Below are 15,077 nucleotides of genomic sequence, written 5' to 3' on the forward strand. Positions count from 1 at the left end.
TGATTCTTCAAGCACTCTCTGTGCTCGCTCTCGTCACCGCCATGGAGTCGCCATGTCCCTTGCCTCTGACGACGTCGCGGTCCGCCGTGGGCCACTCGTGGTGGCGGGAGGTGTCGTCGCCGCGATCGTGGTGGCCGCCGCGGCGGACGCCCTGATCGCTGTGCTCGCCCTCGCCGCCGGGGCGCCGGACGACTTCCAGCCGCTGATGGTCTCCTCGTACGTTTTTCTGACGGCGGTCGGTGTGACCGGGGGTGCCATCGGCTGGTCCGTCGTGCGCAAGGTGTCGAAGGACCCCGCCGCGCTGGTGCGGTGGCTGGCGCCGGTCCTCGTCGTGGTGTCCTTCGTGCCCGACTTCCTGCTCTTCGGTGACGGCGGCGTGACCGGTGTTGCTGCGCTGCTGATGATGCATGTCGTGGTCGCGGTGGTCGCGGTGTTCACCTACCGCAAGGTCATGCCGCTGTCGTAGGCGTGGCCCACGGGGATACAGAGACCGACAGGTGAGGCCCGGCGCCGCTCTCAGTGCGCCGGGCCCCGGGGTTCACCCCAGCAGTGCTTCCCTGTTCTCCTCCAGCCACTCCCGCACGGTGATCGGCTTGCGTCCGAGGGTGCGCTCGACGAAGTCGTTGAGGGCCCAGACGACCTCGTTCTCCCGCTCGTACTCGAAGAAGTCCCAGAGCCTGAAGGCCTTCAGCGGGGGATACGCCTCGTAGAAACCCTCCTCGCTGCCGTCGTGTGTGATCTTCTCGCCGAACACCTCGGTCATCAGCTCGGCGACATCGCTGTGACGCATGAAGTCATGGCCGTTGTTCAGCGTGTGGAACTGGCCGATGTGCCGATGGTTGTCCGAGAGGAACAGGCGACCGGCGACCTCGGCGATGTCACGACGATCGATGAACGGAACCTTCCGGTCGTTCCAGATGAGCTTGCGCTCGCTGCGCAGGCCTCCCTGCATCCACAGGAAGTTGTCCGTGAAGGCGGCGCCGATGTTGAGATAGGTGACCGGCAGATCGCTCTCGTCGAGGATCCGCTTGGCTATCGGATGCTGAACGGGAAGGCCCACCCCCGCTTCTCGCATGGCCTTCGGAATGCGCCGCGGATTGGCCTCCGGCTGCATGCCCAGCAGGCGCAGGACGTGCACCGCGCTGTCCGCCTTCTTGAGGGCGGACACCAGGTTCGTCATGGCTGTCCGTTCGTCCGTGCCGCCGGTGGCGATGACGAACACTCCCTCCATTCCCTCCACCGCGGCCTCCAGCGAGGGAAGGTCGAAGTAGTTGGCCTCGACCGCCTCGGCGTACGGGAAGTCCTTGCGCAGCGCGTCGACGCCGTCCGGTTTGGTGCTCGACAGACGCAGCTCGATCTGCGGCGCCTCGCGGTGCAGGAAATCGGTCAGCAACCTTCCGGTTTTTCCGTTCGCACCGAAGACGAGGATGCTGCGGGGGATGGGCTTGGTGTTCGCGTACTCAGACATGTGGGTGTTCCTCTGGAGATGGCTGCGAGGCCGTGGATGAGAGGGGGCGGGGCCTCAGAACAGCTCGACCGCGTCGGAGGCGCCGGGGGTGTCGACTCGGCCGGGCCGGGCCGGCGCCCCGTCCGTGTGGCCGGCGTCGGCGTTTGCTGCCGCGGCGGACGCCTTGCGCTGGTGGCCCAGAAGGCCGAAGAACGCCGCGGTGAAGCCGCTGATCAGGCCGCTCACGGAGTGGTTGATCGCGTTGCCGACCGCGCTGCTCGGCTCGCCGACGAGAAGGTAGTTGATCAGACCGCTCAGCACAGCCCCGACCGCTCCCCCCACCAGACCTGGCCTCAACGCGATACGCACGGCGGATGGCTCCTCGCGGGCGCGGCCCGTGGCGTTCCGTTCGGTCATCGTCGTCCACCCCTCGTGAGGCGCTCGGCGCGCGACCGGCCGGAGGCCGTGCCGCATGCGGCCTGCGGGAAGCGAGCAACGTGGGGGTGTGTCGTCATTGACTCCACCTTCGATGGGGTTGTGCCTGCGGGGACGCGACACGAGGTCTGAGTGGGTGGGCGAGGAGCCCGCCGAACCGGGCCCTGAGGCTGTCCTGTGCGGCATCCGCCGGACAGGACAGCCTCAGGGACAGTGGGTGTGAGGGTCTGTCACCGCACGTGAGCACGGTGGGTCTCACTCCATCCGTCAGCTGGGTTCGAGTTCGTTGCCCGGGATCCAGGTGCCGTGGAAGCCGTAGCGGAGCCGGAAGGGGATCCGGACGGTGGCGATCGGCCCCGCACTCACGTCCTGGGCGTCCAGGATCACGAAGTCGGTGCGCATCTCGTTCCGGCGGCTGACGAGCGCCATGAGGTAGCCCTCGCCCTCGTCCGCGTCGTCGTTCTTGGGGGCGAACACCGACTCCTCGGGCGCCGAGTTCTCGCCCGGGTAGTAGCTGGACTGCTTGCCGGTCTCGGCGTCCAGGTGGACGATGCTGTTGAACGGCGGGCCCATCGGGCCGAACTCGGGCAGCGGACCCAGCGTCGGGTTGAACGTACCGAGCCAGGTGTGCCGGTGCTTCGCCATCATGGCCCGGGGGTCGATACGGGGGAAGTCGGCGGGGAACTGCCAGAGCCGGGTGGAGGTGTGCTGGTTGCCGCCGTCCATGACCGGGCTGTCACTGCCGTGCGTCAGGTCGAGGACCCAGTGCTCCATGAAGGGCGGGGCCTCCGGGATCTCCTCGCCCGTCGCGGTCTTGGGGAACTGCGAGAACCATCCGCTGGCCGAGACGGAGTGCTCCAGGGTGACGGTGCCGTCGTCGTTGGACCAGCCGTTGATGGTGTGGCCCTCCATGATGACCTCGTCCACCCCGAACCACTTCATGCCGGCGACGCCCTCGTCCCGGGGGATGACCGCGATGTGTGAGCGTTCCCGGGGGTCCCACATGAAGTACTGCGGTTCGGTCTTCAGCCGCTCGGCGTCGGCGATGAAGGGCCCGAAGGTGAAGACGAGGTGGTCGCGGGTGACGATCCAGTCGTGCACGGACGAGGCGTACGGGGCGAGGAACTTCTCGGTCCGGGTGAACACGCCCTTGGGGTCGATCTCGAACAGGTTGATCTCGTTGTCCGGCTTCCCGCTGGGGAAGTAGGAGTAGGCGAGCATCTGCCCGGTCCGGGGGTCGATCTTGGGGTGGGCCGTGAAGGTCTTCCCGGTGATCTGGCCGTTGAAGTCGTAGATGCCCTTGGTCTCCAGTGTGTGGGGGTCGAGCTCGTAGGGGAGCCCGGCCTCCTTCAGAGCGAGCATCTTGCCGGCGTGCCAGACGATGGAGGTGTTGGCGTTGTTGTCCGCCTGGATGCCGGCGACCAGCGGGTCGTCGGTGTACCAGTTGCGGTAGGCGCCGACCAGGGACCGCCGGGCCTTGCGCTCGGCGAGGAACCTCTCGGTACGGACGAACCGGGTCTGGAGGTCCGCGTGGCCGTCCTTGATGCGGATCTTGGTGACCATGCCGTCACCGTTGAGGAAGATGTCGAGAGGGTGGTTCGGCGGGTACTGGGCGTCGGCCGCGTTGCGCAGGAACGCGCCGTCCAGGTCCCGGGGGATCTCGCCCTCGACCTCCAGGTCGTAGACGTCGGCCTCGATCCGGGAGGGGGCGAAGTAACCCCGGTAGACGATCGTGTCGGGGAAGCGGACCGGGGCAGCGGTGGCCCGGTCGGGAGTGGTTGTCACGTGAACCGCCTTCAGCAACGACGAGTCACCGGCCGTCCCGGCCGATGATCAGGTTACGGAGATGGGTGCGCCGTCCGGAGGGGGTCCTGTGGCTGCTCGGCGGAGTACCGCGAACTGGACCGCGTCCGTTCGTGCCACCGTAGGAAGCCGATGGCTGTCGGGGAAACGAAACCTGTCGATGCCACACATGAACGAGGTCAATGACGACCTTCCGTCGCCATGGAGAGCGACGTCCAGCTGTTGTCGTCAGCCGCCGGTTCCGTCAGCGCCGCCGCCCTCGGCAGGCCGGTGGTCGGCATCGGGCTCGTATCCGGCCGCGCTCAGCACGAAGTCGACGACCCGCTCGGCGTAGTTCGCGCTGTTCGCCTTGAGCTCGGGCAGTCTGGCCACCGGGGTCATGAGGACATGGTGGATGATCGTGCCCGCCACGGCGTCGAGGATCAGGGCGGGGGAGGTGTCGCGAGGAAGCTCGCCGCGCTCGACAGCGCGGAGCACGATCTCGCGACCCACCTGTGTCCCCTGCCGGTCCAGGTCCTCCACCGCATGGCCGAACAGATCGGGGTAGAGCTTCGCCTCGATCATCGCGCGGACCTGGAGCAGTCCTTCCGAGCCGAAATACTCTTCGAGCATCATGGTCGCCACCAGCAGAAGGTCGCCCCGCAGCGATCCGGTGTCGAAGAACTTCGGCTCCTTCCGCAGCCGGGAGGCCAGGGCGGCGAGAATGAGCTTCTCCTTGGTGGGCCACCGCCGGTAGAGCGCGGCCTTTCCCACGCCGGAGCGGCGCGCCACCATGTCCATGGTGAAGCCGGCCCAGCCGACCTCCGCGTACACCTCGATGGTCGTACTGAGCACACGGGGCTCGATGTCGGGATCGGCGCGGCGGCCTCTGCCCGGTCTGGCGGGGACGGCATGGGACATGTCCGTGAGTCTGCCATGCGACGAGGCGGGCACGTCACGGCCGTTGGTTGGTGAGGATCAGGCTCGCGGCGGCGGCGAAGAACAGACCGACGCCCTGGACGAAACTCGTACGCACCCCGGGAACCTGCGCGGCGGCCTCGCCGCGGAGCTGGCGGACGGCCTCCTGGATGGCGAACATGCCGTACATGCCGGTGTGGGTGTAGGACAGCCCTCCGCCGTTGGTGTTCGTCGGCAGGCTGCCGCCCGGCCCGGTGTGCCCCTCGGCCACGAACGCCCCGGACTCCCCGTGCCCGACGAAGCCGATGTCCTCCAGCATGTACAGGGGCAGATGGGCGAAGGCGTCGTACGCCATCAGGTGGTCGATGTCCGCGTGGCCGACTCCGGCGGTGGCGAACGCCTCGGCGCTCGCGCGGCGGAACGCCTGGAACGACCCCACCTCCTCCATCTGCGAGACCAGCGTGGACTCCGCGGACTCGCCGGAGCCGAGCAGGTGGACGGCGCGTGCCCCGGAGGGCAGGTCGGCGGCGCGCTCGCTGCTGGTGAGCACCAGCGCCCCGCCGCCGTCGGTGACCACACAGCACATGTCCTTGGTGAACGGGTAGGAGACCATGGGCCCTTGGAGGACCTCGTCGACGGTCACCATGTCCCGGCGCAGTGCACGGGGGTTCTTGGCGGCCCACTCCCGCTGGGCGACGACGACCCGGGCGAGATCCTCGGGTCCCATACCGCGGTCGTGCAGAAAGCGCAGCGCCGGCACGGTGAACGTCGAGTACGGGGTGACGGCACCGTAGGGCGTCTGGAACTGGCCCCCCGGGCCGGAGGGGCTCGGGCGGAACGGAGCCGCGCCCACCCCGGACCGGCCGGACTCGCCGTGGGTGATGAGGACGACATCGGCGGCGCCGGCCGCGATGGCGGCGGCGGCATGGCGGACGTGCAGCATGAAGCTGCCGCCGCCGATCATGGTGCCGTCGAGCCAGCGCGGGGTGATGCCGAGGTGGTGGGAGACCTCGATGGCCATGGGCCCGGCAGTCGCCAGGCCGTCGACGTCGGCGGGAGTGAGTCCCGCGTCGCGCAGGGCGTTCAGGCCCGCCTGCGCGTGCAGTTCCAGGACCGACATGCCGGGCAGACGTCCGATCTCGTCGGTCTCCGCGGCTCCGATGACGGCGATGTCGCCGCCGTGCATGCTGGTCATGCTGTCGGTTCCTCCTTCTGTCCGGCCGCGCCCGCGGGGCGGAAGACCGGGAGCACCATGTCCCCGCGTTCCTCGAACGCGACCTCCAGCGGCATGTCGAGGGGCAGGTGGTCCGGGAGCGGCGGCACTCCGATGATGTTGGTCATCAGGCGCGGCCCCTCGTCGAGTTCCACCAGGGCGATCACCGGTGGGAGCGAGGCGAAGGGCGGCAGCGGCCGGTGGTTGATGGTGTATGAGACGAGCCGTGCCCGCCCGGAGACGGCCGTCCACTCCACGTCGGACGACGCGCAGTAGCGGCAGAACGACCGGGGGTAGAAGTAGTGCCGGCGGCAGCTGTTGCAGCGCTGGATGCGGAGCACGCCCTCACGCGCGCCTGCCCAGTAGGGCTCGGTCTCGGGGGTCGGCTGGGGGAGCGGGGGCGGGGGCGCGGGACGCGCGGTCGCTGTCATCGGGCCTTCCTCGTGAACGTGCCGCGGTCCAGCACCACCGTGTCGCCCACCATCGTCCGGAACAGGCAGGTGTCGCCCTCGTCCCAGATGTGGACGCTCAGTTCCTGGCCGGGCAGGACGGGGGCGGCGAACCGCACGGACATGCCGCCGAACGACGCGGGGTCGGAGTCGCAGACGGCGTGCAGCAGGACGCGGCCGGTGAAGCCGTAGGTGCACAGGCCGTGCAGGATGGGCCGGTCGAATCCGGCGCGGGCGGCGAGCCAGGGGTCGGAGTGCAGCGGGTTGCGGTCACCGGAGAGCCGGTACAGCAGCGCCTGGTCCTCGCGGGGGCGGCTGACCACGACATGGTCGGCCGGCCGGTCGGGTACGGCCCAGGGCTCGCTGGTGCCGCGGTCGCCGCCGAAGCCGCCCTCGCTCCGGAAGAACAGACCGGTACGGGACTCGGCCAGCAGCTCTCCGGTGCTCTCGTCGGTGCTGGACGACTCCATGACGGCCAGGGCGCCGGACCCCTTGTCGTAGAGGCCGGCGAGGCGCGAGGTCACGCGGACGGTGCCGGCGACGGGCAGCGGACGGTGCAGCGTGACCGACTGCTCGGCGTGCAGCATGCGCGCCAGGTTGATCTCTCCGAGGCTCGCCGGTGGTCGGCCGCCGCCGAGCGTGACGGCGAAGGTCGGCAGCACCTGCTGGCGCACGTCGTGCGTGTTCTCGGTGGTGAACGCCAGCTCCGCGAGGGGGTCCTCGGCGCCCGCGCCGACGCCGAGGGCGTAGAGGATGGCGTCGGTGGACGTCCAGGTCCGTGTCCCGCCGTCCCATTCCAGGCCGACGGCGTCCGGGTTCAGCGCCATCTCAGTGCTCCCCCTGCGCCGGGACCCCGCGCATGGTCACGTTCGGGGCGGCCTTGGCGACCAACTCGGGCACGACCGAGCCGAGTTCGGCGGCGTTCCAGACGCCGTCCGACGTCGCGACGGGGCCCAGCCGCCAGGCCTCGGCCACCCCGATCCGGCCGCCACCGACGTCGAAGACGCGGCCGGTCACCTTAGTGCTCTCGGGGCTGGCGAGCCAGGCCACCAGCGGCGCGATGTGCTGCGGCCCGAAGGTGTCCGGCATTCCCTGTGACTTCCCGTCCGGCTTGCTGCCCGGCTTCGGCCCCAGTCCCGCGGTGAGCCGGGTGGCGGCGACCGGCGCGATCGCGTTGACGGTCACGCCGTACGACTTCAGCTCGATGGCCGCGATGAGGGTGAACGAGGCGATACCGGCCTTCGCGGCACCGTAGTTGCTCTGGCCGAAGTTGCCGTAGATGCCGGAGGCGGAGGTGGTGTTGATGATCCGCCCGCCCGTCGGCCCGCCTGACTTCTTCGCCTGGGCCCGCCAGTACGCGGCGGCGAAGTGCGAGGGCCCGGCGGTGCCCCGCAGATGCACCCGGATCACCGAGTCCCACTCCTCGGAGCTCATGGAGACCAGTGCCCGGTCCCGCAGGATGCCCGCGTTGTTGACGAGGATGTCGAGCCTGCCGAACTCGCTGATCGCCTGCCGCACGAGACGCTCGGCGCCCTCCCAGTCGGCGACGTCGTCGGTGTTGGCCACGGCCTTTCCGCCGGCCTCGACGATCTCGTCGACTACCGTCTGGGCCGGACCGGTGTCGGCGCCGGACCCGTCCGGGCTCCCGCCCAGGTCGTTGACGACCACGCTGGCCCCCTGGCGGGCGAGTTCCAGGGCGTACTCCCGGCCGATGCCACGGCCGGCGCCGGTGACGACGGCCACCCTGCCTTCGCAGATTCCAGTCATGTCGGGTTTTCTCCTCAGTTGTTGTCGTTGGCGGTGTCGGAGGGGCTCCGGCGCGCGGGGCGGGCCAGAACCTGGAGGTCGGTGAAGCCGTACAGGCCCCAGGGGCCGTTCTCGACGCCGAGACCGCTCCACTTGTGGCCGCCGAAGGGCAGGTTGGGCCGTACGGCGCCGCCGTGGGCGTTGACCGAGACCTGACCGCAGTCCAGCCGGGACGCCACGGACGAGGCACGGTCGAGGTCCGGCGACCAGACGGAGGCGGTCAGGCCGTACTCCGTGGCGTTCGCCCGCCCGACCACGTCGTCGAGGTCGCGGTACGGCAGCACGGGAAGAGCCGGGCCGAACTGCTCCTCGGCGACGATCCGGGAGTCGTCCGTCACCCCGGTCAGGATCGTGGGCGCGTAGAAGTACCCGGGTCCGTCCAGCGGGGCGCCGCCCGCCACGGCCACGGCGCCGTTGCCGAGCGCGTCGTCGACCAGCTCACGGACCCGGTCGAACTGGGGCCTGTTGTTGACCGGCCCGAGCTGGACGCCCTCCGTGGTGCCGTCGCCGACCCGTACCGAGCGGGCCTGCTCGGCGAGTGCCTCGACGAGGTCGGCGTGGTGCCGTTCGTGGACGTAGACCCGCTTGACAGCGAGACAGACCTGTCCGTTGTTGCGGAAGGCGCCCCAGAACAGGCTCTCGGCGATCTGCCGCGGGTCGGCGTCCTCCAGCACGATCGCCGGGTCGTTCCCGCCGAGTTCGAGGGTGACGCGCTTGAGGTCCTCTGCGGTGGCGGCGGCCACCTTCTTCCCGACCGACGTCGAGCCGGTGAAGCTGACCTTCCTGACCGCCGGATGCCCGGTCAGCCAGGTGCCGAGCGGTTCCGGTCCGGTGACGACGTTGAACACCCCGGGCGGTACGACGTTCCGCCACACCTCGCCGAGGACCAGCGCGGAGAGTGGGGTGTACGGGGAGGGCTTGAGAACCATGGTGTTGCCGGCCCGCAGCGCCGGAGCGATCTTCCACATCGCCAGCAGGAGCGGGAAGTTCCACGGGGTGATGGCGGCCACCACGCCCAGCGGGCGGCGCACCACCTCGGCGAAGCCCTGCTCGTCGTCCTGGACCACCTCACGCGGCAGGTCCAGGTCGGCGTAGTACCGCAACCAGAGCACCGACATGAAGATCTCGGTGCGGGCGTCTCCGAGCGGCTTGCCCTGTTCGGCCGTGAGGACCGGGGCGAGCCGGTCGGTGGCGGCCTGCAGGGCGTCGGCCATCTCCCGCAGGACCACCCGGCGGGCCTTGTCGTCGGTCTGCCAGGCCCGGTACGCGGTCGCGGCGGCGGCCATCGCCGCGTCCAGCCCGGCCCGGTCGCAGACCGGTGCCTGGGCGAAGACCTCGGCGGTGGCGGGGTTGACGACGTCGAAGGTGTCGGCCGCCGACGCCGCCGCCCCGTCGATCGTCATGGTGAAGTCGGACATATCGGCTCCAGGTCGTCCGGGTGTCACCAGGTGACGGGAAGCTTGAACACGCCGTTGATGGGCGAGAAGACCTTGAACGGCAGTTCCTCGACCGGTACGGCGAGCTTCAGGTCCGGGATGCGGCGCAGCAGCGTCTCGAAGATCACCTGCAGTTCCACCCGGGCCAGGGGCTGGCCGAGGCACTGGTGCATGCCGTACCCGAAGGCGAAGTGGTCCCGGGCCTTGCGGTGGATGTCGAACTTGGCGGCGTCCGGGTAGTGGGCGTCGTCGCGGTTGGCGGAGAAGTTGAGCGGGATGATCCCCTCCCCGGCGGGAATGACCACGCCACCGATCTCGATGTCCTCGGTCGCGACCCGCACGATGATCAGGTTGACCACGGTCAGGTAGCGCAGCATCTCCTCGACGGCGTCCGGGATCAGTTCGGGTTCGGCCTGCAACTCGGCGAGCTGTTCGGGGTGCTGGAGCAGGGTCAGCAGGCCCATCGCGGACATGCTCGCCGTGGTGTCGTGGCCCGCGACGGTGAGCACGAACCCCACTTCGGCCACGTCGTCGAAGGTGATGGTCCCCTCCAGGGCGGCCTTCACCAGCTGGCCCAGGATGTCGTCACCGGGATCGTCGGCCGCCGCCCGCTCCTGGGCCAGTTCGGTGACGTAGTTGACCAGGGCCATCTGGTTCCGCTGGAACTGCCGGGCCGACTCGGGGTCGGTGGGGTCCCCGGTCAGCAACTCCTCGGCCGCGCCGTTGAAGAACGGAATGTCCTTCTCCCGTACGCCGAGGATCCAGCTGAGCACCGTCGAAGGCACCGGCAGCGCGAGGGACTGGACGAAGTCGACGGGGTGCTCGGGGGCGGCGAGCATGGCGTCGATCTTCTCGTCGACCAGCTTCTGGATGGCCGGGCGCATCGCCTCCACCCGCTTGACCATGAAGTTCTTCGACAGCATCCGCCGGTACACGGTGTGCATGGGCGGGTCCTGGCGCAGCAGGGCGCCGCTGCCGAACTCCTCGGTCTTCGTCCCTGCCACGAGGGCGGGCAGACCAGGGTTCTGCATGTCGGCGCTCACCCTGGGGTCGGACAGGATGGCCCGGACGTCGTCGTAGCGGGTGACCAGCCAGGCGGGGTCACCGGCGTGGGTGATCACCCGGGTGACCGGGCGCTCCTCACGCAGCCATTGGTACACCTCCGGCGGGTCGATGCGCGGGCGGGGCCACGGGAAGCGGCCGGCGACTGTGGCTTCCGCGGCCTCCGCGGTGATGGTGGTGGTGTCGGTCATGCCGTGCCTCCGGATACGGGTTCGTCGATGAGCTGCTGTCGGTACTGGCGGGCCTGTTTGGCGCTGTTCCAGCCGAGGACGCCGACGGTCCGGCCGTCCTCGCGCCAGAGCGCCACGAACTTGTTTTCGGCGGGACTTCCCTCGACCACCTCCGGCTCGTGGCCGGTCGGGAAGACGCCGTGGGCCTGGATCTTGACCTCGTACTGGTCGGTCCAGAAGTAGGGGACCGGGTCGAACACCTCGGTATTGCCGCGCAGGAGATTGCGGGCCGCGGTGGTGCCCTGCTCGGTGGCGTTCAGCCGGTGTTCCAGGCGCAGCCGGCGTCCGTAGCGCGGGCTGGGCCAGGAGGCCACGTCACCGGCGGCGTAGACGCCGGGTGCGGCCTGGCAGTACTCGTCACACCGGATGCCGTCACCGAGCGCGAGGCCCGAGGAGCTCAGCCATCCCACGGCGGGGACGGCTCCGATGGCGACCAGCACGCAGTCGGCGGGCTGCACGGTGCCGTCGTCCAGCTGGACGCCGGTCACCCTCCCGTCGGAGCCCAGCAGGTCCGTGACGCCGACGCCGGTACGCAGCCGTACGCCCTGATCTCTGTGCCGATCGGCGATCAGCTCGCCGATCGTCGTGCCGAACTGCCGGACCATGGGCGTGGGCAGCGGGTCCACGACCGTGACGTCCAGGCCCAGGGAACGGGCCACGGCGGCGACCTCCATCCCCAGGAACCCGGCCCCGACCACGACCACGCGCGGCTGCCCGGCCAGCGCGACGCGCAGGCCGACGGCGTCTTGTGCGCCGCGCAGTACGTGCACTCCGTCCAGGTGATGACCGAACGGCAGCCTGCGCGCGGTGACGCCGGTGGCGATGATCAGGCCGTCGAACGGCAGCCGTTCGTCCCGGTCGAGGAGCAGTGCCCGCTTCGGCAGGTCGAGCCCCACCGCGCGGCGGCCGGTGAGCAGTTCGATGCCTGCTTCCTGGTAGTGGTCGTGCTTCCGCAGCATGGTGCGGTCGAGGTCCCAGGTCCCGGCCAGGACTTGCTTGGACAGGGGCGGCCGGTCGTACGGCGGGGTCGGCTCCTCGCCCACCAGGGCCAGCCGACCGGTGAAACCCTCCCGGCGGAGAGTCTCGGCCGCGCTGAGCCCGGCGGCACCCGCGCCGATCACGGCGATGGTGTTCATACGGTGCTCAACTCCCCGGGCAGCAGCACGGGCTTGACGGTGTCCCCACCGGCCGCGTCGCGCTCCGCGTCGTTGACCGCGTCGAGCGCGTAGGTGCGGATCAGCCGGTCGAACGGGAACCGGCCCCGCTGCCACAGGTCGATGAGCCGGGGAATGAGCCGCTGGGGGACGGCGTCGCCCTCCATCAGGTACCTCACCGTCACGCCCGCCGCCATGAGCCGTCCCGGCAGCGTGAGGTCGCCGCCCGCTCCGACCAGGCCGCACACGCCGCGGGCGCGCAGCGAGTCCAGCGCGGAGACCACCACCGACGGCACGGCGGTCGTGTCGAGCGCCCGGTCGACGCCGCCGGTCCAGCCGGTGATCCGCGCGGCCACGTCCGGATCGGCGCCGTCGACGACCCGTGTGGCGCCCAGTTCCAGCGCCAGCTCCCTGCGCTTGGCGTTCAGGTCGACGGCGATGATCTCGCTCGCTCCGGCGACCTTGGCCGCCATGACGGCGGCGAGTCCCACGGCGCCGGCCCCGAAGACCGCGATGCTCGATCCGGCCCTCACCTCCAGAGCGAGCAGGACGGAACCCGCACCTGTCTGTATCCCGCAGCCCAGAGGACCGAGCAGTTCCAGCGGAAGCTCCGGGTCGACGCGGACCATGTTGCGCTCGGTCGCGATCGCATGGGTGGCCAGCGAGGACTGCCCGAACCAGCGTGCGGCGACGGGTTCGCCGTCCCGGTCGGTCATCGGCGTCGAACCGTCCGGGCGGACACCGAACAGATTGCGGGGGGCGAATTCGGCGCAGTAGGACGGCTCCCCGTCCAGACAGTGAGCGCACCAGCCGCAGGAGTCGTAGCTGAGCACCACGTGGTCCCCGACGGCGAACCGGGTGACGCCGGGACCGACCTCCTCGACGACTCCCGATCCCTCATGTCCCATCACCGTCGGTCGCGGCAGCGGAAATCCATGACGGGTCAGCAGGTCGGTGTGGCACAGTCCCGTGCCGACGATCCGGACCAGCGCCTCGCCGGGGCCGGGAGGCGCCAGTTCCACCTCTTCGAGGGTGAACGGTCCGGCACCGTCCCGGAGTACGACGGCATGTGTCTTCATCGCGCTTCGTCCCTTGGTTCAGTCGGTGGCTGCGATGGCGGCGGCCGGACACACGCGGACCGCCTCGCGCACGGACTCCGCCTCGGGAGCGTCGGCTTGTTCCTTGACCAGGACGACGACGCCGTCGTCGTCCTGGTCGAACACGGCGGGAGAGATCATCACGCACTGTCCCGAGGCGACACAGCGGTCGGGCTCGATGGTCACGCGCATCATTCGGTCTCCTTGACATAGGCGTCGCGCAGCACGCGGCGCTGCAACTTTCCGGACTCGGTCCGGGGGAACTCGGACAGGAACTCGAACTGGCGCGGGCACTTGAACGACGCGAGGCCCTGACGGCAGAAGTCGCGCAGGTCTTCGGCGAGCGAGTCCCCGGGGACGGCCTCCGGCGCGGGCTGGACCACCGCGAGGAGGCTCTGGCCCCACTCCGGATCGGGCCGGCCGATCACCGCGACGTCCGCCACGGACGGATGGGTGATCAGGTGCTGCTCGATCTCCGCCGGGTAGATGTTGACCCCGCCGGAGACTACGAGGTCGGTACGGCGGTCGAGCAGGAAGAGATAGCCGTCCTCGTCGAAGTACCCCATGTCACCGACGGTCACGAGGCCGCCGACGCGGTTCGCCGCGGTCTTCTCCGCGTCGTGGTGGTACTCGAAGTCGGCCATGCCCACCTCGAAGTAGATGATCCCGGCCTCGCCCTGGGGCACCTCGGCACCGGTCCCGTCGAGGATCTTCACCGTCATGCCGGGCTTCGGCCTGCCCAGGGTGCCCGGTCTGGCCAGCCATTCGTCCGGGCCGACCGTGGTCACATGGCCCTCGGTGGAGCCCAGGTACTCCCACACGATGGGGCCGACCCAGTCGAGCATGCGCCGCTTGGTCTCGACCGGGCAGGGCGCGCCGGCGTGGATCAACAGCCGCAGGCTGGACAGGTCGTGACGCTGCCTCACCTCGTCGGGGAGACGGAGCAGACGGTGGAAGTGGGTGGGCACCATGTGGCTGCTGGTCACCCGATACCGTTCGACGTCCCGCAACGTGGCCTCGGCGTCGAAACGGTCGTGGACGACCAGCGTGTGTCCGGCGTGCAGGAAGCTGAGCGCGTGGAACCCGGGGGCGGAGTGGTAGAGCGGAGAGCAGACCAGGTGCACGCCGTTTCCCGGAGTGATGCCGTATTTCCCCAGCGAGTCGCGGTGAATGGCGGGGAGGAACTCTTCCGGTTCGACGGCCGGCATCCTGCGTTTGACGCCCTTGGGCCGCCCCGTGGTGCCGGAGGTGTAGCCCATGGTCACGCCTGTCCTGCGGTGATCCGGTGGGGTGCTGGGTTCGCCGTTGCCGAGCCGGTGGTAGGCGCGCCACCCATGAAGGTCGTCGGCGGAGGGGGCGTCGCCCACGACGAACCGGTGGCGCGGTAGCACTTCGGCCGGCTCTGTGTGGGTGGTGAGGGAGCGGGCGATGTCGGCGTTCGCGACGACGACGCTCGCGCCGCTGTCACTGATGATGTACGCCATCTCGTGCGGGCTCAGATGATGGTTGACCGGGACCAGCGTCATCCCGATCTGGCCGGTGGACAGCGCGAGTTCGAAGTACTCGGAGCCGTTGCGCACGATGGCCACCACCGTGTCTCCGGCGGTCAGGCCGAGCGACCGCAGGGCGTGCGACAGGCGGTTGGTCCGGGCGCCGAGATCCCCGAAGGTGAGCTGCGGGCCGGTGGGAAGTAGGAGCGCCGGCCGATCGGGGTGCAGCGCCGCGAGGCGATAGAACCCTTCGATCTGCTCGGCGGATCGGTCGTGGGGGGTCGTGGTGGAAGAAGCGCGCGAGGGCATCCCGCCTCCGTTTGGCGCTGGTGAAGTTCAGTGGGGGTCACAGATCGCTGGGGAACCGCGTGAGGCGATCACAGGGCGGCAACGGCTCGGTCGGGCCGCCCAAATTATTTCGGACGAAAATCGTCTGCTGAAAATCAGAGTACGACACAGGATGGGTCGCGCGTCAACTGTGTCGATCCACCGCGCGTGTTCCGTCGGGGTGGTGGCAGGCCTTGACGTGCGGTGTATGCGATGACTTACTGTCTCTAC

The 15,077-nt window shown here is 69.8% G+C and carries 15 protein-coding genes; 1 reads left to right on the plus strand and 14 read right to left on the minus strand.

Annotated elements, in window-relative coordinates:
- The first annotated feature begins 52 nt into the window (after positions 1 to 52).
- On the plus strand, positions 53 to 466 hold the full coding sequence (locus tag ABZ928_RS00225; protein ID WP_361514035.1) for a DUF6069 family protein: 414 nt from the start codon (positions 53 to 55) through the stop codon (positions 464 to 466).
- Between the two features lie 72 nt (positions 467 to 538).
- On the opposite strand, the gene ABZ928_RS00230 is transcribed toward ABZ928_RS00225, so the two are convergent.
- The 14 genes from ABZ928_RS00230 to ABZ928_RS00295 all read right to left on the minus strand — a co-directional run bounded on the left by ABZ928_RS00230 (position 539) and on the right by ABZ928_RS00295 (position 14,828).
- Positions 539 to 1,468, minus strand: coding sequence for an NAD(P)H-binding protein (locus ABZ928_RS00230; protein ID WP_361514037.1), 930 nt, complete (start codon positions 1,466 to 1,468; stop codon positions 539 to 541).
- A 54-nt stretch (positions 1,469 to 1,522) separates the two neighbouring features.
- Entirely contained in the window at positions 1,523 to 1,864 is a 342-nt protein-coding gene (locus tag ABZ928_RS00235) for a hypothetical protein (RefSeq protein ID WP_361514039.1), read from the minus strand.
- A gap of 285 nt (positions 1,865 to 2,149) precedes the next feature.
- On the minus strand, positions 2,150 to 3,667 hold the full coding sequence (locus tag ABZ928_RS00240) for a carotenoid oxygenase family protein (protein WP_361514041.1): 1,518 nt from the start codon (positions 3,665 to 3,667) through the stop codon (positions 2,150 to 2,152).
- Positions 3,668 to 3,913: 246 nt separating this feature from the next.
- Complete coding sequence (locus ABZ928_RS00245; RefSeq protein WP_361514043.1) at positions 3,914 to 4,585, minus strand: TetR/AcrR family transcriptional regulator; 672 nt, start codon at positions 4,583 to 4,585, stop codon at positions 3,914 to 3,916.
- A 34-nt stretch (positions 4,586 to 4,619) separates the two neighbouring features.
- Positions 4,620 to 5,777, minus strand: a complete 1,158-nt coding sequence (locus ABZ928_RS00250) for a thiolase (RefSeq protein ID WP_361514045.1) — start codon at positions 5,775 to 5,777, stop codon at positions 4,620 to 4,622.
- Positions 5,774 to 6,226 (minus strand): OB-fold domain-containing protein, encoded by a 453-nt coding sequence (locus tag ABZ928_RS00255; RefSeq protein ID WP_361514047.1) that lies wholly within the window; start codon positions 6,224 to 6,226, stop codon positions 5,774 to 5,776. The genes ABZ928_RS00250 and ABZ928_RS00255 overlap by 4 nt, the downstream gene beginning before the upstream one ends.
- Positions 6,223 to 7,071 (minus strand): MaoC/PaaZ C-terminal domain-containing protein, encoded by an 849-nt coding sequence (locus ABZ928_RS00260; RefSeq protein ID WP_361514049.1) that lies wholly within the window; start codon positions 7,069 to 7,071, stop codon positions 6,223 to 6,225. Before ABZ928_RS00260 ends, ABZ928_RS00255 begins: the two co-directional genes overlap by 4 nt.
- A gap of 1 nt (position 7,072) precedes the next feature.
- Complete coding sequence (locus tag ABZ928_RS00265) at positions 7,073 to 8,011, minus strand: SDR family oxidoreductase (protein WP_361514051.1); 939 nt, start codon at positions 8,009 to 8,011, stop codon at positions 7,073 to 7,075.
- A 14-nt stretch (positions 8,012 to 8,025) separates the two neighbouring features.
- Positions 8,026 to 9,468, minus strand: a complete 1,443-nt coding sequence (locus tag ABZ928_RS00270) for an aldehyde dehydrogenase family protein (protein ID WP_361514052.1) — start codon at positions 9,466 to 9,468, stop codon at positions 8,026 to 8,028.
- Between the two features lie 23 nt (positions 9,469 to 9,491).
- Entirely contained in the window at positions 9,492 to 10,739 is a 1,248-nt protein-coding gene (locus tag ABZ928_RS00275) for a cytochrome P450 (RefSeq protein WP_361514054.1), read from the minus strand.
- Positions 10,736 to 11,914, minus strand: coding sequence for an FAD-dependent oxidoreductase (locus tag ABZ928_RS00280; protein ID WP_361514056.1), 1,179 nt, complete (start codon positions 11,912 to 11,914; stop codon positions 10,736 to 10,738). Before ABZ928_RS00280 ends, ABZ928_RS00275 begins: the two co-directional genes overlap by 4 nt.
- The gene (locus ABZ928_RS00285; RefSeq protein ID WP_361514057.1) at positions 11,911 to 13,011 is read right to left on the minus strand and encodes an NAD(P)-dependent alcohol dehydrogenase; all 1,101 of its coding nucleotides are present in this window, start codon (positions 13,009 to 13,011) and stop codon (positions 11,911 to 11,913) included. Before ABZ928_RS00285 ends, ABZ928_RS00280 begins: the two co-directional genes overlap by 4 nt.
- Positions 13,012 to 13,029: 18 nt before the next feature.
- The gene (locus ABZ928_RS00290) at positions 13,030 to 13,221 is read right to left on the minus strand and encodes a ferredoxin (protein WP_361514897.1); all 192 of its coding nucleotides are present in this window, start codon (positions 13,219 to 13,221) and stop codon (positions 13,030 to 13,032) included.
- Entirely contained in the window at positions 13,221 to 14,828 is a 1,608-nt protein-coding gene (locus tag ABZ928_RS00295) for an AMP-binding protein (RefSeq protein WP_361514059.1), read from the minus strand. Before ABZ928_RS00295 ends, ABZ928_RS00290 begins: the two co-directional genes overlap by 1 nt.
- Positions 14,829 to 15,077 lie beyond the last annotated feature (249 nt).

Origin of the sequence: Streptomyces sp. NPDC046909, assembly GCF_040644695.1 — a bacterium.
Lineage (GTDB): Bacteria > Actinomycetota > Actinomycetes > Streptomycetales > Streptomycetaceae > Streptomyces.

Bases quoted from the DNA above. Each gene is read 5' to 3' on its own strand.
- ABZ928_RS00225 (WP_361514035.1), top strand. From the start codon at position 53: ATGTCCCTTGCCTCTGACGACGTCGCGGTCCGCCGTGGGCCACTCGTG.
- ABZ928_RS00230 (WP_361514037.1), bottom strand. From the start codon at position 1,468: ATGTCTGAGTACGCGAACACCAAGCCCATCCCCCGCAGCATCCTCGTC.
- ABZ928_RS00235 (WP_361514039.1), bottom strand. From the start codon at position 1,864: ATGACCGAACGGAACGCCACGGGCCGCGCCCGCGAGGAGCCATCCGCC.
- ABZ928_RS00245 (WP_361514043.1), bottom strand. From the start codon at position 4,585: ATGTCCCATGCCGTCCCCGCCAGACCGGGCAGAGGCCGCCGCGCCGAT.
- ABZ928_RS00250 (WP_361514045.1), bottom strand. From the start codon at position 5,777: ATGACCAGCATGCACGGCGGCGACATCGCCGTCATCGGAGCCGCGGAG.
- ABZ928_RS00255 (WP_361514047.1), bottom strand. From the start codon at position 6,226: ATGACAGCGACCGCGCGTCCCGCGCCCCCGCCCCCGCTCCCCCAGCCG.
- ABZ928_RS00260 (WP_361514049.1), bottom strand. From the start codon at position 7,071: ATGGCGCTGAACCCGGACGCCGTCGGCCTGGAATGGGACGGCGGGACA.
- ABZ928_RS00265 (WP_361514051.1), bottom strand. From the start codon at position 8,011: ATGACTGGAATCTGCGAAGGCAGGGTGGCCGTCGTCACCGGCGCCGGC.
- ABZ928_RS00270 (WP_361514052.1), bottom strand. From the start codon at position 9,468: ATGTCCGACTTCACCATGACGATCGACGGGGCGGCGGCGTCGGCGGCC.
- ABZ928_RS00275 (WP_361514054.1), bottom strand. From the start codon at position 10,739: ATGACCGACACCACCACCATCACCGCGGAGGCCGCGGAAGCCACAGTC.
- ABZ928_RS00280 (WP_361514056.1), bottom strand. From the start codon at position 11,914: ATGAACACCATCGCCGTGATCGGCGCGGGTGCCGCCGGGCTCAGCGCG.
- ABZ928_RS00285 (WP_361514057.1), bottom strand. From the start codon at position 13,011: ATGAAGACACATGCCGTCGTACTCCGGGACGGTGCCGGACCGTTCACC.
- ABZ928_RS00290 (WP_361514897.1), bottom strand. From the start codon at position 13,221: ATGCGCGTGACCATCGAGCCCGACCGCTGTGTCGCCTCGGGACAGTGC.
- ABZ928_RS00295 (WP_361514059.1), bottom strand. From the start codon at position 14,828: ATGCCCTCGCGCGCTTCTTCCACCACGACCCCCCACGACCGATCCGCC.